The organism is Actinomycetota bacterium, from assembly GCA_030682655.1.
Lineage (GTDB): Bacteria > Actinomycetota > Coriobacteriia > Anaerosomatales > JAUXNU01 > JAUXNU01.
In genome coordinates this window covers 1-15,833 of the sequence record JAUXNU010000216.1, presented here as the reverse complement: position 1 = coordinate 15,833, position 15,833 = coordinate 1, and the positions used below count along the sequence as shown (strand labels likewise).

General features: G+C 64.1%; 24 protein-coding genes, 1 tRNA gene and 1 pseudogene. 9 read left to right on the top strand and 17 right to left on the bottom strand.

The features are described 5' to 3' along the window. Positions 1 to 177: 177 nt before the first annotated feature. Positions 178 to 1,263 (top strand): CDP-glucose 4,6-dehydratase, encoded by a 1,086-nt coding sequence (gene rfbG / locus Q8K99_14775; GenBank protein MDP2183811.1) that lies wholly within the window; start codon positions 178 to 180, stop codon positions 1,261 to 1,263. 33 nt (positions 1,264 to 1,296) lie between these two features. On the opposite strand, the gene Q8K99_14770 is transcribed toward rfbG, so the two are convergent. After that, positions 1,297 to 2,304, bottom strand: a complete 1,008-nt coding sequence (locus Q8K99_14770; GenBank protein ID MDP2183810.1) for a polyprenyl synthetase family protein — start codon at positions 2,302 to 2,304, stop codon at positions 1,297 to 1,299. A gap of 193 nt (positions 2,305 to 2,497) precedes the next feature. Here Q8K99_14770 and Q8K99_14765 point away from each other — a divergent pair, with 193 nt between their 5' ends. Together Q8K99_14765 and Q8K99_14760 are read left to right on the top strand one after the other, a co-directional pair. Continuing rightward, entirely contained in the window at positions 2,498 to 2,749 is a 252-nt protein-coding gene (locus tag Q8K99_14765) for a type II toxin-antitoxin system prevent-host-death family antitoxin (protein MDP2183809.1), read from the top strand. Next, the gene (locus Q8K99_14760) at positions 2,746 to 3,000 is read left to right on the top strand and encodes a Txe/YoeB family addiction module toxin (GenBank protein MDP2183808.1); all 255 of its coding nucleotides are present in this window, start codon (positions 2,746 to 2,748) and stop codon (positions 2,998 to 3,000) included. Before Q8K99_14765 ends, Q8K99_14760 begins: the two co-directional genes overlap by 4 nt. Positions 3,001 to 3,006: 6 nt before the next feature. Here Q8K99_14760 and Q8K99_14755 read toward each other — a convergent pair whose 3' ends face one another. The 7 genes and pseudogenes from Q8K99_14755 to Q8K99_14725 form a co-directional block, all read right to left on the bottom strand. After that, positions 3,007 to 3,195 (bottom strand): hypothetical protein, encoded by a 189-nt coding sequence (locus Q8K99_14755; GenBank protein ID MDP2183807.1) that lies wholly within the window; start codon positions 3,193 to 3,195, stop codon positions 3,007 to 3,009. A gap of 203 nt (positions 3,196 to 3,398) precedes the next feature. Next, complete coding sequence (locus Q8K99_14750) at positions 3,399 to 3,770, bottom strand: helix-turn-helix transcriptional regulator (protein MDP2183806.1); 372 nt, start codon at positions 3,768 to 3,770, stop codon at positions 3,399 to 3,401. Between the two features lie 2 nt (positions 3,771 to 3,772). Then, positions 3,773 to 4,082: pseudogene (locus Q8K99_14745) on the bottom strand (type II toxin-antitoxin system RelE/ParE family toxin). Between the two features lie 150 nt (positions 4,083 to 4,232). Continuing rightward, a complete protein-coding gene (locus tag Q8K99_14740; protein ID MDP2183805.1) occupies positions 4,233 to 4,868 on the bottom strand; it encodes an NYN domain-containing protein in 636 nt (211 codons plus the stop codon). A 129-nt stretch (positions 4,869 to 4,997) separates the two neighbouring features. Next, positions 4,998 to 5,564: an RES family NAD+ phosphorylase gene (locus Q8K99_14735; GenBank protein ID MDP2183804.1), complete on the bottom strand. Its 567-nt coding sequence runs from the start codon at positions 5,562 to 5,564 to the stop codon at positions 4,998 to 5,000. A gap of 92 nt (positions 5,565 to 5,656) precedes the next feature. After that, positions 5,657 to 6,298, bottom strand: coding sequence for a hypothetical protein (locus Q8K99_14730; protein MDP2183803.1), 642 nt, complete (start codon positions 6,296 to 6,298; stop codon positions 5,657 to 5,659). An 860-nt stretch (positions 6,299 to 7,158) separates the two neighbouring features. Continuing rightward, positions 7,159 to 7,626, bottom strand: a complete 468-nt coding sequence (locus Q8K99_14725; GenBank protein ID MDP2183802.1) for a type II toxin-antitoxin system MqsA family antitoxin — start codon at positions 7,624 to 7,626, stop codon at positions 7,159 to 7,161. A 187-nt stretch (positions 7,627 to 7,813) separates the two neighbouring features. Here Q8K99_14725 and Q8K99_14720 point away from each other — a divergent pair, with 187 nt between their 5' ends. Then, the gene (locus Q8K99_14720) at positions 7,814 to 7,948 is read left to right on the top strand and encodes a hypothetical protein (protein MDP2183801.1); all 135 of its coding nucleotides are present in this window, start codon (positions 7,814 to 7,816) and stop codon (positions 7,946 to 7,948) included. 36 nt (positions 7,949 to 7,984) lie between these two features. After that, positions 7,985 to 9,325 carry a DUF4143 domain-containing protein gene (locus tag Q8K99_14715; GenBank protein ID MDP2183800.1) on the top strand — a complete coding sequence of 447 codons (1,341 nt, stop codon included), beginning with the start codon at positions 7,985 to 7,987 and terminating at the stop codon, positions 9,323 to 9,325. Positions 9,326 to 9,367: 42 nt separating this feature from the next. Here the strand turns inward: Q8K99_14715 and Q8K99_14710 are convergent, their stop codons facing one another. Beyond that, complete coding sequence (locus Q8K99_14710) at positions 9,368 to 9,571, bottom strand: type II toxin-antitoxin system HicA family toxin (protein MDP2183799.1); 204 nt, start codon at positions 9,569 to 9,571, stop codon at positions 9,368 to 9,370. After that, entirely contained in the window at positions 9,568 to 9,771 is a 204-nt protein-coding gene (locus tag Q8K99_14705; GenBank protein ID MDP2183798.1) for a type II toxin-antitoxin system HicB family antitoxin, read from the bottom strand. The genes Q8K99_14710 and Q8K99_14705 overlap by 4 nt, the downstream gene beginning before the upstream one ends. 226 nt (positions 9,772 to 9,997) lie before the next feature. On the opposite strand from Q8K99_14705, the gene Q8K99_14700 reads away from it, so the two are divergent. From Q8K99_14700 to Q8K99_14685, 4 genes are all read left to right on the top strand, one after another. Next, positions 9,998 to 10,450 (top strand): hypothetical protein, encoded by a 453-nt coding sequence (locus Q8K99_14700; GenBank protein ID MDP2183797.1) that lies wholly within the window; start codon positions 9,998 to 10,000, stop codon positions 10,448 to 10,450. Between the two features lie 78 nt (positions 10,451 to 10,528). Beyond that, entirely contained in the window at positions 10,529 to 10,741 is a 213-nt protein-coding gene (locus Q8K99_14695) for an addiction module protein (protein MDP2183796.1), read from the top strand. Positions 10,742 to 11,089: 348 nt separating this feature from the next. Next, a complete protein-coding gene (locus Q8K99_14690) occupies positions 11,090 to 11,347 on the top strand; it encodes a hypothetical protein (protein ID MDP2183795.1) in 258 nt (85 codons plus the stop codon). A gap of 2 nt (positions 11,348 to 11,349) precedes the next feature. Further along, the gene (locus tag Q8K99_14685) at positions 11,350 to 11,739 is read left to right on the top strand and encodes a type II toxin-antitoxin system HicB family antitoxin (GenBank protein MDP2183794.1); all 390 of its coding nucleotides are present in this window, start codon (positions 11,350 to 11,352) and stop codon (positions 11,737 to 11,739) included. Positions 11,740 to 12,140: 401 nt separating this feature from the next. Here Q8K99_14685 and Q8K99_14680 read toward each other — a convergent pair whose 3' ends face one another. From Q8K99_14680 to Q8K99_14650, 7 genes are all read right to left on the bottom strand, one after another. Continuing rightward, positions 12,141 to 12,497, bottom strand: coding sequence for a hypothetical protein (locus Q8K99_14680; protein ID MDP2183793.1), 357 nt, complete (start codon positions 12,495 to 12,497; stop codon positions 12,141 to 12,143). After that, positions 12,494 to 13,297, bottom strand: a complete 804-nt coding sequence (gene fetB / locus Q8K99_14675) for an iron export ABC transporter permease subunit FetB (protein ID MDP2183792.1) — start codon at positions 13,295 to 13,297, stop codon at positions 12,494 to 12,496. Before fetB ends, Q8K99_14680 begins: the two co-directional genes overlap by 4 nt. A gap of 1 nt (position 13,298) precedes the next feature. After that, complete coding sequence (locus Q8K99_14670) at positions 13,299 to 13,967, bottom strand: ATP-binding cassette domain-containing protein (protein MDP2183791.1); 669 nt, start codon at positions 13,965 to 13,967, stop codon at positions 13,299 to 13,301. Positions 13,968 to 13,973: 6 nt separating this feature from the next. Next, on the bottom strand, positions 13,974 to 14,483 hold the full coding sequence (locus Q8K99_14665) for a nitroreductase family protein (protein ID MDP2183790.1): 510 nt from the start codon (positions 14,481 to 14,483) through the stop codon (positions 13,974 to 13,976). Positions 14,484 to 14,698: 215 nt separating this feature from the next. Continuing rightward, a complete protein-coding gene (locus tag Q8K99_14660; GenBank protein ID MDP2183789.1) occupies positions 14,699 to 15,124 on the bottom strand; it encodes a HEPN domain-containing protein in 426 nt (141 codons plus the stop codon). Continuing rightward, positions 15,117 to 15,440, bottom strand: a complete 324-nt coding sequence (locus Q8K99_14655; GenBank protein MDP2183788.1) for a nucleotidyltransferase domain-containing protein — start codon at positions 15,438 to 15,440, stop codon at positions 15,117 to 15,119. Before Q8K99_14655 ends, Q8K99_14660 begins: the two co-directional genes overlap by 8 nt. Before the next feature lie 171 nt (positions 15,441 to 15,611). Then, a tRNA-Sec gene (locus Q8K99_14650) sits at positions 15,612 to 15,708 on the bottom strand. Between the last annotated feature and the right edge of the window lie 125 nt (positions 15,709 to 15,833).

Sequence of the window (15,833 nt, the reverse complement as noted above, 5' to 3'; positions counted from 1 at the left end):
GTATGGTCGCCCTGTCGGACCTGTCAAGGCAATGCGCTGCTTCCCCCGGGCCCGTCGCCATGTCATATTTGTGGGGCGCAGGGCTAGCGGGAATGCGATTGCGCATGCCCGGGCACGGGTGCTCGACTGCTGTACGGAGAAGAGAGCGGCGGCACACAGAGGAAGGCGCGGACGACGATGCGAGGTCCCCTCGATGAAGCTCTCCGCGACCGTCGCGTCCTCGTGACAGGCCACACCGGCTTCAAGGGCTCTTGGCTCTCCATGTGGCTCGATCGGCTGGAGGCGTCGGTGAGCGGACTCGCACTGGAACCAGCCACCGATCCGGCCATGTACGAGGTCTGCGGTTTGCGAGACATCGTCGATTCCACGATTGCGGACGTAGGCGACTTGGCCGCTGTGAAGGCCGTGTTCGCGCGAGTCCAGCCCGAGGTTGTCTTCCACCTCGCGGCCCAGCCAATCGTGCGGATCTCCTACGACGAGCCGGTCGAGACCTACCGCACGAACGTCATGGGTACGGTACACGTGCTCGAAGCCGCGCGGGAATGCGCGTCGACGCGTGCTGTGGTCGTCGTGACGAGCGACAAGTGCTATGAGAACCGCGAGTGGTCTCGGGGATATCGAGAAGATGATTCGCTGGGCGGAAAAGACCCCTACAGCTCGTCGAAGGCATGTGCCGAGATCGTGACCGCCGCGTACGCGAACTCCTTCTTCGGTCCACACGCTACCGCCGCCGCCGTTACAACCGCTCGCGCAGGCAACGTGGTCGGCGGCGGTGATTGGAGCCCGGACCGACTGATCCCCGACGCGGCACGTGCGCTGGCACGCGGAGACGAACTAGCGGTGAGAAACCCTGGACACGTTCGACCCTGGCAGCACGTGCTCGAGCCGCTTGGCGGCTACCTGATGTTGGCCACACGGCTTCTCGAGTCCGAGGCTGGCTTCGATGGATCGTGGAACTTCGGCCCGCACGAGGACAGCATGTGCCGTGTAGAGTGCGTCATCGATCGCTTCGTCACCATGTGGGGCTCGGGGCACTGGAAAGACATGAGTGACAGAAACGCGCCTCATGAGGCTGGCACACTCAAGCTCGACAGCACTAAGGCCCATCGCGACCTCGGCTGGCAGCCCGTGCTCGATCTCGATAGCGCCTTGCGCCTCACGGTTGACTGGTACAAGTGCTTCTACTCACACGGCGACGTGCGCTCGCTTACGTACGAACAGATCGAAGCGTACGAGCAATCCGTCGCAGCGGCCGGGGATTGATTTCTCTCGCCGCCGACGCGTGGGTCAAGGTACCTAGCTGCTCCGCTTCACGAAGAAGTCCGCCATCGACATCAGCAGCTTGCGCGCGTTGCTCGGAGGAAGCGCGGTCTCGAGCGACTCCTTGGCATCGAGGATGAGCGCGCGGGCGTAGTCCTCGGCGAAGGTGATCGAATCCGAGGAGCGCATGATGGCGACGGCCTCGTCGAGCGCGGCGGGATCGGTCTCGCGGGCCGTGAGTATCGCGAGCAGGCGCTCCCGGCGGTCGGCGTGCTGGAGCGCGTGGATCGCCACGAGCGTTCGCTTGCCCTCGGCGATGTCGGAGCGGAAATCCTTCTTTGTGGCTTCGCGTGTGCCGACGAGGTTCAGCACGTCGTCTTGGATCTGGAACGCAAGGCCGGCGGCCATGCCGAAGCTGCGGAGCGCCTCGACCTGCTCGTCGGTCCCCTCGCCGATGATGGCGCCGACGGCAAGCGGCACGGCGCCCGAGTAGTACGCGGTCTTGTGGTTGGCCATCGCGAGGTAGTCCTCGATCGAGAGGTCGAAGCGGTCGTCGCGCGCCCAGCCGATGTCGAGCGCCTGGCCTTCGATGGTGCGCGTCGTCATCGCGACAAGCTCGGCAAGCACGCGCAGCTTGGTGTGGTCGTCGAGGCCGGGATCGTGGACGACGGTGCCGCACACGAGCGAGAGCGCGAGGTCGCCGGCGTTGATCGCGAGCCCTTCGCCTTCGCGGACGTGGAGGCACGGCTCGTCGCGACGGGTCAGCGAGGAGTCCTCGATGTCATCGTGGATGAGCGCGGCTGTGTGGAAATGCTCGATGGCGGCAGCTGACGGCCACGCCTTGTCCGGGTCTCCTCCGACCGCCTCGCACGCGAGCAGGCAGATGAGCGGGCGGTGGCGCTTGCCGGCGTTGGCGGTGAAGTCGGCCACGAGTTCGTAGAGATACCGGCGCATGTCCGGGTGTGTGCCATTGGCAAAGAAGGTCGAAAGGTACGTGTCGAACTTCTTGGCGTTGCGCTTGAGATAGAGCTCGAAGCCTGTCATCGGTCTCCCCGCGGGGCGGCTCTCATGCAGCCGCGGCCTGGCGTCCCACGTATAGTATTCGCCGCGCACCCCCGGGGCAACCTGCCGGAGAGCGGGCGGCAATCTGATCGGCCGCGCGTACGACTGGAAGCGCTTGTTCTGTGAGCCGTCAACCTGTACCATTACCTGTACAGGTGAATCTTGGAGGACAATGATGAACGCTATCCCATACACCCGACTCCGCAGCAACCTCGCCAGCGAGATGGATCGTGTGTGCGAGGACCACGCCCCCATCATCGTGACGCGGAAGGCCTCGTCGTCGGTCGTGATGATCTCGCTGGATGACTACGAGGCTCTTGAGGAGACGTCCTACCTGCTGCGCAGCCCCAAGAACGCTCAGCGGCTGCTCGAGGCGATTGCTGAGCTTGAGGCTGGCGGCGGAACCGAGAGGAAGCTGGCCGAGTGAGGGTCGTCTTTTCCGAGCACGCGTGGGATGAGTACCTCTACTGGCAGAAGACCGATCGCAAGCTCGTCCAGCGAATCAATGCCCTCATTCGGGACATCCAACAGGCACCTTTCGAGGGCGTCGGCAAACCGGAACCGCTCAAGCATGCGTTGTCCGGCTACTGGTCGCGCCGCATCACGGATGAACACCGGCTGGTGTACCGCGTCGAAGGGGACGCCATCTTGATTGCCCAGCTGCGATACCACTACTGACGTGTCTCACAGAACGTTCTTCGGCCTGAGCGGCGGGGCTCGCCGTTCATGTGGATTGTAGCTCACGCCGTCCAACGAGTAGAAATCGTACGCATCCTGCATGGCCAACTGAAAGTCCTCGATGCGCAACTCGTACGGCAACGCCAGTTCGCGATTGAACCGCGTTGAATCCACGACGCTCCTGGCGATTGGCACCGTTGACGCTCCTCCCGGTTGACTGCCTCAATCAGTATGGCAACAGAGGAGCCTGATTGGCGAAGCAACGCGGATCAAGAGGCTGCTATCGGCAGGCGCTTCAGGAATTGGGGCTAGTGGTGCGCATCAGCTGCGGCCCATGCGCTGTCGCAAGTCTAGCGCTCCTGGCCGTCCGCTGATCCCCTAGTTCGACCCACCAGCGGCTACCCCGCGCACACCACGTCGCTGGAACGTGACGGACTCGTCTTCCCCGTCACGCTCAGGGTAGCGTGGGCGCGACTGCGGGGCTTGGGGGTTACGACTATCTGAACGTCCCGATCGAGCGCGTTCAAGTAGCGGATCAGCCGCTCAATCGAGAACCCACCAAGCTTCCCGGCGAGCAGCTCGGAGACCTTGGGCTGGCCAGTGTCGAGGATCCGAGCCGTCTCCACCTGCGTCAGATGGCGGTGGTTGACGATGCTGGCGATCTGGTTCGCGAGCGCGGCCTTGGCGAGCAGCTCATCGGACTCGGGGAGTCCGAGATCGGCGAACACATTGCCGCTGCTCTTGGTGCACTCAGGCGTGTTGTCGCTCATCTCTACCTACCTTCCCTCCGGTCCGTCTCAGCCCGGTACGACTCCTGTGCGATCCGAAGTCGGGATCGCACCATGTCCATCTCCCGCTTCGGGGTCTGGATCCCGCTCTTGGACTTCTTCTGGAACGCATGTAGCACGTAGACGGCGTCCGCCCTTGAAGCCCTTCAGCGGCTTCGCCTGAAGGTGCTTCCCGCCACACTGGGCCTGGAACAGCGCAAAACCCATCAGCTTCTTGACGGGATCGGGGAACCGCTGCAGATCGTCGCGAGACGAGGCGACCCAGATGATGTCTTTCGGAACTCCGATCGTCATAGGACGAGTATCCGCTATTTGGGATACTCGTGGCAAGCCCTGTGACGAGATGCAGGATGTACGGAATGTCAGACGTGATGCGCATGAGCAGCGGCCCAGCGCTTTCATTACTCTACCGCTCCCGGCCGTCCGAAGCGCTTAGGCCGCTCACTACCAAGTGGTGGGCTTCTGGAACTGCCTTCCGTTGTGCAGAATCACAGGCGGTAGCTGACTTGCGGCAAGCGCCCCCAGACGAATCTTCTTGTAGAAGTCGACCGACTTCAGAAGCGCCTGTGCAGGGTGCTTCTGCGGGTTCAGCACTCCAACCATCTTGCCGCACTTCTGCCGCGCAAACAGGACCGGCATCACAAGGTCTGAGTCATTCGAGACAACAGCTGCTACATCGAACGCGTCCGTGCAGGCATCGTAGACGAGATGCGTGGCCAAGTTGACGTCGGTGCCCTTCTCCTCTGTGATGATGACTCTTGCCTTGCGATCACCACATTGTGCGCAGACAACATCCCGGGGCTTGTTCTTCACATGTGACAGGAAATGCCCACGGTAGGTCGACACCCGCCCCGTGCTCTCAAGAGCACCGATGTAGACCTGCTGGCGCACGCTTCCGGAGGGACTGTCTACAATCGCCGTGAAGTACTTCACCTCTATCACTGAGTGCTGGGGGAGCATCAGCTCAGCGAGCTTGACCAAGTCAAGCCATCTGTACTGAGTGCCCTTGACACACCCGTAGTAGAGATTGAAACCGTCAACGTAGACGATCGCGCGTTGCGAATGTGCGTTGGTCGCCAAGAGCCCTCCGCAAAAAGCAGAAACCGCCCGAGGGCGGTTTCGCGCCCTGCGCCGAAGCACAGGGGTAATCTAAGAAGTATATTCCCCCGAATCCGGTCGACCGTCAAGCTAAATCCAACGTTCGCTCCACTACTTGACGCCCGCGGGCGAAGCGACCCCGAAGGCTAGTAGCGTCGCCCGAACCAACGCGAGTCCCTCACCCTCCCACAGCGGAAGCGTCGAGACCGCCTGCAGCCGGTCTGCGGCCCGGTCCTCGTAGAGACACATCGACAAGCCGTCGTCGTCGTGACGCGGCCGCCATTCGAGCCCATGCACTCGCGGGTTCCACGCCAGGATCGCTCGACCCCAGATGCGCGTCTGCGAGTACTCGCTGGCATCCGAGTGCACGAGCCACGTGTCCTGGCCGACCTTGGCAAGCCCTGCGCCGTGAAGCGCGACGAGGGACAAGTCCCGGGTCACTCGCAGCCGTGAGAGGCTGCGCGCAGCAAGAGCGGCGCCGGGCAGCTCTCGGGCGCCTCGCGCGCCGAAGGGCAGATCGCGCAGCAGCGATTCGGCGATTGCGGCTTCCGGTGAGTGCGCCGCGTACAGAAACGAGGGCACGCCGCCCGGGCTATCGAAGCGCCCGCCGCCGCCCGCCCCGGGCGCATCGGGATCGGTCGGATTGAACTCGGTCGGCCCGAAACGTGCAGAGTGCACTCTGAAGAGCATCGTATGCGCGGGCAGGATAGCTATCTCCGCCTGATGCGGCGCCTTCTCTGGTGGAGGGTACCGGCCCACAATCGGGAGTTTCAGCCGACCGGAGCGAGAACAGCGTGCGCGACACGCAACACCTCAGCGGCTCTGCTGTCATCCACTGCCAGGTCGGCCGGACGAGCGCCCCCGAGACGCGCGTTGTCCGAGAACCACCACGACGCCACACCCCACGGATCCTTTGCGGCGCCAAGCAACCGGTTCACTTCGGCGACCACGGGCAGCACGCGCCGACGGTCAGCATCGATCTGGAACGCCGGGAACATGTAATGATTCGCGACCGGTAGGCCGAGAATCTCGCCTCGGCGACGGCGAAGGTTCGCGTACTGGCTGAGGTTGACCGAGCGTGAACCGAGCGCCCGCGCAACGGAATCGGCCTCCATCATCGGCTCATCGAACACACGCCGGCGGGCGGCCTCCCGCACCAGATTCTCACGAGCTACCTCGGCGGCGACCGTCGCCGGGCCGCCCGCCATAGCCCCGGCGGCACTCACGGCGCCAAGAACGCTCTCCATGGCAAGTACCAGCTCCCACCGGTAGGGCGACAGATTCGGGACTTCGTCAAGAACCGCGCCGATATTCCGCACGAACTCGGCACTGAGGTCGCTGCCGGGCTCGATGTCCTCGAGACGTTTGACCGCGGCCTTGTAGTGTGAGGTCGTGGTGCGATCAGGGGACATGGTGCCCTCCAAACATAACAAACATACAATTCGAGCACATTATATCACGTATGCGTCGCGCACCAGGAGTGCGTCGGCATGTCAGCGCCGCTTCTTGTAGGGACCGCGGGTCTCCCTCGCCACGAACGACAGTGCGTCACAGTGAATCAGATCCGGGGACTCTGCCAGGATGCCGGGGTTCGATGTGGAGCGAGTTCGAGCGAGGCCGAGCGCTAAGTCAGCCAGAATCGTTGGGCCAAGCCGAGGGGCTACTCGGTCGACTCCGCGCGGTCGAGAACTGGCTGCTCTCCGTCGAACTCGGAAACCGGAAGCTGCGGCTGCGACTGCGCGAAAGTGGGCGGCTCGCACTCTCCGGAGAACCGCTCCGGGACAATCCGCATAGGTCGAGACCATGCGGCTGAAATTTGGGTGCTGCACGCCGTTGGTACGGGAAGCGACGCGGAAGTCTCGTACATCAGTCCCTCCCTGAAAACAAGCTGTCATTGTAGTACATCGGCACATCGACCTCAAACTAGACCGTCTCTGTCCACTGCTCCGACTCGATATTGACGGAGATCGACACCTCGTAGTTCGCCTGCCGAAGGCCCGAGATTAGGAGGGTCTGCTCAAGGCAATCCGCCCGGTCGTCAGATTCGATGCGAGCGCGCTGGAAGGTCGCGGCGGGCAATGCGACTGGATCCACAATCGGATTCGGGACAGCTGCGCTGAACATGTCTGTCGGACGTAGGTCTTCTCGGCTGAACGCTCACGGGTCGGCACTGGAACCTCTCGCTCTGCGCGGCTCGCTCACCGCCGAAGCCCTCTCCGAGAGCCGCACCGCAGACTGCGGATTCCACTCAGCGATAACAGATCTTGGCATGTCAACGTTGCTTCCGATAGGGACCGCGAGTCTCCCGGGCCACGAAGGACAATGCGTCGCAGCGGATGAGATCCGGGCACTCTGCCAGCACGCGCATCAACCGGTCCGCGGTGGCGCTTTGGAACACCTCCCCTCGCTCCCAACGACCCATGGTGCCACGGGAGACTCCGAGCGCCCGCTCAAAGTCACCCTGCGTGAGGTCCAGCGCGTGGCGGACGCCCCGAACCTCATCGGGTGTCAGAAAGCCGAGCTCCTTTCGCGCGAGCGCAATCGCCCGTCGAGTGAGATCTGTGATCCCGGGACCGGGATACAACTCCTCCCCACAGGCACGGCACCGCTCATAGTCGAAGTCAGGCTCTATGCGCCATGTGCCCTCCCGAAACTCGATCGCGATCGGATCACGAGTCATCTCGACCGCGCGCTGGCCACACACCGAACAGACCGCGAGTCCCGCATCCGATGTCGTCATGGTCCGCACACCTCCGCATCTCATGGGCATCTCCGGCCGGAATCGCTTGTGCGAGAGATCCCTCCGACGTCCGGACGGGAGGGGGCCAACACTCCAAATGTAACATCATGCAGTATTTGAGGCAATCGGACGAAACAGCGCAGCGTCATGCTAGCAATTCCTACATGGTCATGTCAGAATTTCATACATGATTACTTCGCCGAAGGTTCGCAGGCATCTCGCCGATCGAGTGCTCGACCTACTCGACCAGTTCCGGGTGGTCGTGGTCACGGGCGCGCGTCAGGTTGGCAAATCCACGCTCGCGCAAGCGGTTCTCGAGTAGGGCCCTGGCACGTATCTGACGCTCGACCGCCCCGACGTGCTCGAGCGCGCAGCCGCAGACCCGCTCGGTCTGGTCGGCGGCGACGCAGTCGGTCTCACGGTCATCGACGAGATCCAGCTGGCCCCCGAACTCATGCGTTCAGTGAAGCTCGCGGTCGATCGCGATGAGCGTCCGGGTGCGTTCCTCCTCACGGGCTCGTCCAATCTGCTCCGCATGCGCAACGTCTCCGAGACTCTCGCCGGTCGTGCCGCCTACGTCGAACTCGGGCCGCTCACTCTGTCCGAGCGCCTCGGTCAGCCGCTGCCGAGCTGCATCGAGGACGCGTTTTCCTCGGCCAGTGCTGAGGAGTTCGTGGCGAGCCTCCCCGTCCAGGACCCGGCTTCGATCCCTATCCTGCGGGACGCCGTGACGGACGCGATCATGGGCGGCAACATGCCGGGGACCCTCGACATGGACGCCTCCGCCCGCAGGCACTGGTATTCGGCGTACATCTCGACGTTCGTGGAGCGCGACCTGTGGCAGCTCGGGCGCGTCGGTGACGTGGTCGCATTTCGGCGGCTCTTCGCGCTCGGCATGTTGCGAACGTCCGGACTCCTCAACCGTGCGGACCTCGCAGCCGATGCGGCGCTCGACCATCGCACTCTCGCGCGCTACCTGGACTTGCTCGAGGTGGGCTACCAGATCCGCACGCTCACGCCGTATGCCGCCACGATGGGCAAGCGCCTCGTCAAGATGCCGAAACTCTTCGCCCGCGACGCCGGAATGGCCGCACACGTGATGCGCGTCGGCGACTGGGAGGGTGCACGCGAGATCGGTGCGGCGGGTGCGCTATTCGAGACGTGGATCGTGTCCGAGCTGCTCGCGATAGACGCGCTTTCCGAGGATCCCTCCTCGGCACACTTCTGGCGCACCTCGGCAGGCTCGGAAGTCGACTTGTTGCTCGAGCGCGGGACCGAGCTGGTGGGCTTCGAGATGAAGGCCGGATCCACCGTGCGCTGGGCCGACACCCGCGGGCTCGCCGCGGTGCGCGACAGCTTCGGGGAACGGTTCCGGATGGGCATCATCGCCTACCTGGGCGACGAGCCACTTCTGCTCGGCGACCGCATCTGCGCCGTTCCGGCCTGGTCGCTGCTGGGCCTCGGATTGGACGCCGTTGGCCATGTGGCCGAGGCGTCGGCTGGGTACGCGGGCGGACCGGGCTCGGTGCTCGCCCCGGCGCGGGATGCGCGCGGGATGCGCGTACCCGAAGTCGCGGCGCTGCTGGGTGTGGACGAGGCGACCGTCGAGCGCTGGGAGCGCACCGCATACGAGGATGCGCCGCTCTCGGTCGTGCGGAGGCTCGCCGAGCAGCTCGGAGTCGTCGTGCGGCTGGGGTAGGCGTGCGGTGCGATGCGATGGCTCGCGATCGGTCAGGCCGGACTACAGGTCGGTCTCGGACAGTCCGGCCATCTTCATGAGGTGCATGAGGAGCCCGATCTTGAGGTCTCGGTTGTGCATCGGAATGGACAGGCGCACCGTGATACCGCTCTTACCGTAGATGTGGTGACTCCCTTGGACGCGAAGAAGCGTCCAGCCCTGACGTTCGACAGCCTTGGCCAAATCGCGACCCGAAACCGATCTCATATCGCAATATCCATGACCCGACCGCCTGTGCCGGTCTCCGCCGGGGAAACGTCGACCGACAGACAGCCCTCGACAGCTTCGTACAGGTTCTCGAGGAGTTCCTCGAAGGTCTCGCCCTGCGTGGAGCAGCCGGGGATAGAGGGGACTTCAGCCCAGAAGCCGCCTTCTTCCGCTTCGTGAACAACGACTTTCAGTCTCATGGGAGCTCTCCCTCGGGGTTCATTGCTTGCGGTGAAGACCAGTATACGCCTGGAAGATTCTCAACGTCGCGCTGATCGAGCCTCCGCGCGGTGCGGCTCCAGTTCGCAAATCATGTATCCTCCAACCAGCAGTGGTCGGGCTACCGTCGCGCTCGGTTATCCGCGAACCATTGGCGGCGGAGTAAGCTGCTGCAGAGAAGGTCGCTCGGGAGTAGGAGGTCTCGGGTTGGATTCCGACGAGAAGTCACTGCTCGACGCGGCACGGGAGTGCGACGATTGTGTTCCCTGGCTCAAACACTGCCAAGCTGAGTGCTGTCGTGGCTTCCGCTTCCGGGTCGACCCCCTCAGCGAGGTCGAACGCGGAGATGATGAAGTAAGGATCCGCGTTCGGATGACAGCCGATCTGCGTCGCTACTTCGAATTGCATGGCGCCAGCGTGCAGGCGGACGCCGTCGTGGTCCCAGCGAGCTACTGCACGTTCACGCATGACCGACTGCATGTGGCAATGCCGTGCACCGCACTGCGACCGGACTCCCTGTGTTCCCTCCACCCTGACGGCAAGCCCGAAGGGTGTAGCAGCCTGACTTTCGAAACGGCTCGTGACCGTGCCTACTACATCACGCCGCACTGCCTCTTCGCCTACAAGCTGCGACTTCTGGCCGACGAAGGCGACGTGTAGTCGAACCTGAACCAGCGCCAGTCGATTGCGGTAAGGAATCGGTTCGGCCCTGGTAAGACGAGGGCGTATCATCGAATCATGAGCATCCCAGCGATCGACATCGACAAGCTCGACCCGGAGGAGCGCCTCGCTCTGATCGGCGACCTGTGGGATAGCCTGCGGGCACTCCCCGACTCGGTGCATGTCACTCCTGCCCAGAAGGAAGAGCTTGACTGCAGGCTCGACGCACTCGACCGCGGCGAGGTTGAGGTCATCTCCTGGGACGAGGCCAAACGTCGGCTTCGCGGCTGAGTCGCGTGAGCAGCCGCCCTACCGTGTTTGCGCTTGAGCAGCGATCAAGCACCTGCCGCAAGTGTAGCGCTCACTCGTCTGCGAAGCGCTTGTTCGATGGATCGTCGGTGCCGATACCAAGACTGGTGGGATCTGTCACTTGCTGAACTACGTGGTCTGGCGCAGAGGGGGTAAGACGGCTCCGGTTTCGCTGTCAAGGACGACCGGGTATGCTATGTGCTGCGGCACCTTTCGAGTCCCACAAGCGGCGGCGGTGGGTCCTGCAACCGCTTGAGAAAGACGTGCGGAGGCAGTGAAGTGGCTCGACTGAGTGCACGCGCCACATGGCTAGTGACGAAGGAGGGCGTGGTGCCACAAGACAAGCGCCAGATTCCCGGACCCGACGGCAAGATGGTGTCTGCGACAACGATTGGCTTTCAAGTGGGCGGCGAGCACTTCAATGAATATGTGCTCGATGATGGCACGCTGCTGAGGTTGAAGCCGGTGATGACCGAGATCCTGCGAGTGGACGACATGTACGACGGAGAGGGCAATCCCGTGTACGTTGCGAAGGCGCAGAATGTGGTCGTGGCGAGCTCGCCGGACAAGCTAAGGAAGAAGACCTAGTCATGGCGCAGACAGTAGGGTTCAGTGGACGTTCCTTCCCCGTGCCAACTGATGAGAGTTCGGGTTTGACGGACGATATGGCGCTCTACCTGACCCGGCAGACGCTTAGGGAGTTCAGCAAGGCCGACCGCGGACACCCCACGGCAATGCCAACGGGGCTGATTGACCGGTACGTGCTCAACGCAGTACGTCTGGCAGACGTTGAGGCGATGGAGGACGGACGGTTCTACGCCGAGATTCCGGGAATCCAGGGCGTCTGGGCCGATGGAGACTCCGTCGCGGAGGTATGCGAGGAGTTGGACGCCGCTCTTCGCACGTGGCTTGACCTGAAGATCAAGAACCAGGATCGCGACATCCCCAAGGTCAGTGAGATTGACCTGAACGTCCTCTGAGGGCCCGGTAATGCCGCGCCTTACTCCCGTCTCGCGCCGTGAGTTCATCGCACGCATGCGCGCCCTTGGTTTCAGCGGGCCTGATGGTGGTCCAGATCACGCGTTCATGAGCCGCGGAACCCTAAGAGTCAAAGTGCCAAATCCGCATCGTGGAGCCGTCAGCGTCGATTTGCCTGCGAGGATTCTGCGGAATGCGGGAATCGAACGCGAGGATTGGCTTAGCGCCTAGGGTCGCGCACACTCCCGGACGAGAGATTCCATCGAACGTGATGCGCGTAACCGGATTGGCTCCGGCTCCGGCTCCAAGCCGTGTTCATGCTCGGCACCGCCGCAGTGGCAATGATAGTCTTGGCCGACAACCGTTTCAGGAGGTAGGGTATGCGCTTCGAGGAAGAAGAGGGCTACCCCAACAGCCCGTACGCCCACCAGGTCCCGCCGCCGTAGATCACCACGAACGCGACGTGCTTGACGACGAGCGCGCGGCGCTTGGCGGCAAGCTCCTCGGCAGGTGTCTGGCGCCGCCAGTAAAGCAGCCGCACCGCACCGGTGACGATGATGACCGCGAGTGCGGCGAGCAGCAGCCAGAAGACGGCGCGGGACGCATCGGAGAGCGCGGAGACGGCGTCGGCGGGCGTAGCGGCGGTCACGCGAGCGGCTAGCAGCCAGATCACGAGCAGGCCGGCCGCCCACATGCCGGTCGCCATGTCGTGGAGGAAGTTGTTCGTGATGCGCACGTACGGGTTCTCGAGCATCGTCACGTCCGGTAGCCCTTCTCCAGGTAGATACCGTCGGCGGTGAACCGTCGTCGGAACGAGAGTAGCACCGCGAGCACGGAACCGAGAGCGGTCGCCGCAGACACCATGAGCATCACGACGATCTGGTAGTACGCCGCGTGCAGCGGGTCGGCGCCGGCGAGCACCTGGCCGGTCATCATGCCGGGGATGAACACGAGCCCGGCCGCCGCCATCGAGTTGATCGTCGGGATGAGCCCGGCGCGAATGGCTATGCGCACGATGTCGCCCGCGGCCTCCCACGGCGTCGCGCCGAGCGCCGTGAGTGCGAAGATCTCCCCTGCCCGGTTGTCCATCTCGGCGAATGTGCGCTCCAGCGCCACCGCGATCCCGTTCATCGAGTTGCCAAGGACCATCCCCGCGATCGGGATCACGTACTGCGCGCGGTACCACGGGTCGACCTGCACGATCAGCCCGGTGACCGCGAAGGTGACCGTGAAGCCCGTGAGCAGCATCGCGATCATCGAGCTGCCAAGGATGCCCGGCGGCGCGTCCGGCGCCCGCTTCACGATCGTCTGCGCGGCAGCCGCCATCATGAAGAGCAGTATGCCAAGGACGATCCACGGCGAGTCCAAGCGGAACACCCAGCGCAGGACGAGCCCGAGCAGCGTGAGCTGCAGGAACGTGCGCGCGGTCGCGATGGCGAGATCCTTCTCGATACCGAGAGCCAGCCGCATCGAGATGACACCGATCACGAGCACGAAGCCGGTCGAGATGGCGAGCTGCCACCAGCTGATGGCGATGACTCCGGCGTTGGCGTCGGGCACGTCAGGTCACCTCGCTCAGGTGGCCGCCCTCGAGGCGGTAGCGGCGGGCCGCGAAGTCGTCGGAGCGCAAGTGCCGCACGCGCACGGCCGCTCCTCCATCGCGCACGAACCGCTCGCAGATCGCGCGCACCTGCGCGGCGCTCGCGTCGTCGAGGTTGGCGTCCGGCTCGTCGAGGAGCAGCACATCGGGAGCGGTCAGCGTCACGCGGAGGAGAGCGACGCGAGCGGCCTGGCCAAGCGACAGCTTGGCCGCGTCGCGCTCGAGAGAGATGTCGGAGAGGCCCACGCCGTCGAGCGCGACGCGCAGGTGCGCGTCCGGCGGCGTGGCAATCGCGGCGCGAGCGCGCAAGCGCCACGGGAGCACGAGGTTGTCGCGGACGGTGCCCGCTCGCATGACCGAGACCTGCGGCGCGAGCGCGACACGGGCGCGCCACTCGGCCGCGGGGACGTCGGCGGCGTCGAGGCCGTCGAGCGCGAGGGCGCCGGTAGCGCCGGGGAGCAGCCGCGCGAGCGCGCGAAGCAGCGTCGTCTTGCCGCAGCCGCTCGGGCCCACCACGTCGACGAGCTCGCCCGCGCCCACCGCGAAGTCAACGCCGTCGAGCACGTCCACGGCCGCGGCGCCGTCAGCACCCGGCAGGGTGAAGCGCAGGTTATCGGCCGATAACAGCACGCCGCCCTACCAGCGGTTCTCGTGCACGAACGCGGGATCGAAGCGCCCCGCCGGGGGTTTCTCCTCGGCAGGGTGGCCGAAAGCGAGCACCGCGAGCGGCTCCACGCCCTCGGGGATGCCGAGCAGCTCTTTGAGCGGGGTGACGCGCTCCATCTTTGGCCAGAAGCCGAGCCACACGCCGCCGAGACCGAGCGCATGGGCTGCGAGCAGCGCGTTCTGGGTGGCGGCCGAGCAGTCCTGCTGCCACATCGTCGGGTGCTTGAGGTCGCCCGTGTCGGCGCAAACCACGAGTGCGAACGCGGCTTCTTCGAGCATGCGGCCGTACGGCGTGGTCCCGGCGGCCCCGTGAAGCACCTCGCGGTCGTCGAGTACGATGAAGCGCCACGGCTGCTGGTTGCCCGCACTCGGCGCCGCCATCGCTGCGGCGAGCACGCCGTCGACGAGTTCGCGCGCGACCGGCTCGCCAGTGTAGCGGCGGATCGACCGCCGCGTCATGATGCACTCGATTGCGTCCATCTGCGCCTCCTTGGCGTTCGCGAACCTGATGCGCTCCGGTCTTGTCGAGGGTACCGCGCTTCGCATGGCGTTTGTAGGTCTTGGGCATCGACGGGTTGCCACGACATTGGCGATGCTGCCAACACACAGGGATTGAGAGAATGTAGCCGGATTCCAGCCGATTCCAGCCGATTCCAGCCGATGAGATCCTCCGCGGACTTGTAGGTCCACGTACGTTAGCCTACGCCGGGGTCACCCATCCGCTCCATGACCGTCTCCGTGATCTTCTCCGCCGCCTGCCTAGCCTCAACGTACTCATCCCGAGACAGTTCATCCCAGTCGCCCGGGTATCGAACCTCGACAGCGAACGGGGCCAGAGTCTCTGCGGCATCGGCAAGCGAGTCGAAGCCAACATCGACCGTCGCCGCCAAGCCAAGTAGCTTGTCTAGGTGGTGGGTCTTCATGAAGGCGACCGAGTGACGGGCCAAGAACGCCTTTAGGGTCTTCTCCGCCGCCTGCTGAAGATGAAACGCGGCGACATTGTAGTAGACAGGATCGTAGTCCTCTTCATCATCGCCTGGCTCAAGACGGCCCGCGGCCTTCCAGTCCGTCTCGGCCTTGGCAAGCCATCCATCGACCAGCTCTCGAAGCGCCTCATCCATACAGCAGTCGACCTTGAGTCGCCACTTCGTACTCAAGAGACGCTTGGAGGCCTTTGAATCGATCGAACCGATCCACGGTGGTGACCACGACGTCTTTGGAGATACCCAGTCCGCGCAACGCACGATAAGCGCGCTGCGCCCGCCTGAGCGATCGTTCCCCGCCAGACGGAACGACCACGAAGAAATCGAAGTCGCTGTCGGGGGATGCGGTTCCGCGAGCCCTTGAGCCGAAGAGATAGACACTCGTGGGCTTCAGCTCGCAAACGAGTCGCCGCGTCGCCTCTTCGAGGACTATGTCGTCATGGCTCTTGACCACGTCAGCTCCTCCGCATACTCGACGCCTCCAGTATATCCGCAATTGCTCCGACCTGCCGCGCCCACTCCGCACGGTTTCCTCACTCATCAGGAGTGCGTCGAAATGCTTGAGGCGACCGTCGAAGGTCGCCTCAAGCATTGTCGCCGGAGCGCATTCTGGCTGGTATTCGCATGGCGGAGGCGCGTGCGAATCGAACACACCCAGGACGCTCTTCACGCCCCACGTCGGTTTTGAAGACCGCGGAGCCCACCAGGACCCATTCGCCTCCAGGGCGGTATTGTGCGGACGCGAAGGAGGGCTGTCAAACGCGACCGCGCCGCCGGCTAACCGAGCTTGCCGATAGTGCGGGTGTCGCCGTCGCGTTTCGTGATGCCCTGCGCGTCGAAGTACTCG

Coding starts and splice junctions, on each gene's coding strand:
- rfbG (MDP2183811.1), top strand. CDS start 178: ATGCGAGGTCCCCTCGATGAAGCTCTCCGCGACCGTCGCGTCCTCGTG.
- Q8K99_14770 (MDP2183810.1), bottom strand. CDS start 2,304: ATGACAGGCTTCGAGCTCTATCTCAAGCGCAACGCCAAGAAGTTCGAC.
- Q8K99_14765 (MDP2183809.1), top strand. CDS start 2,498: ATGAACGCTATCCCATACACCCGACTCCGCAGCAACCTCGCCAGCGAG.
- Q8K99_14750 (MDP2183806.1), bottom strand. CDS start 3,770: ATGAGCGACAACACGCCTGAGTGCACCAAGAGCAGCGGCAATGTGTTC.
- Q8K99_14730 (MDP2183803.1), bottom strand. CDS start 6,298: ATGTCCCCTGATCGCACCACGACCTCACACTACAAGGCCGCGGTCAAA.
- Q8K99_14725 (MDP2183802.1), bottom strand. CDS start 7,626: ATGACGACATCGGATGCGGGACTCGCGGTCTGTTCGGTGTGTGGCCAG.
- Q8K99_14720 (MDP2183801.1), top strand. CDS start 7,814: ATGATTACTTCGCCGAAGGTTCGCAGGCATCTCGCCGATCGAGTGCTC.
- Q8K99_14710 (MDP2183799.1), bottom strand. CDS start 9,571: ATGAGATCGGTTTCGGGTCGCGATTTGGCCAAGGCTGTCGAACGTCAG.
- Q8K99_14705 (MDP2183798.1), bottom strand. CDS start 9,771: ATGAGACTGAAAGTCGTTGTTCACGAAGCGGAAGAAGGCGGCTTCTGG.
- Q8K99_14695 (MDP2183796.1), top strand. CDS start 10,529: ATGAGCATCCCAGCGATCGACATCGACAAGCTCGACCCGGAGGAGCGC.
- Q8K99_14685 (MDP2183794.1), top strand. CDS start 11,350: ATGGCGCAGACAGTAGGGTTCAGTGGACGTTCCTTCCCCGTGCCAACT.
- Q8K99_14665 (MDP2183790.1), bottom strand. CDS start 14,483: ATGGACGCAATCGAGTGCATCATGACGCGGCGGTCGATCCGCCGCTAC.
- Q8K99_14660 (MDP2183789.1), bottom strand. CDS start 15,124: ATGGATGAGGCGCTTCGAGAGCTGGTCGATGGATGGCTTGCCAAGGCC.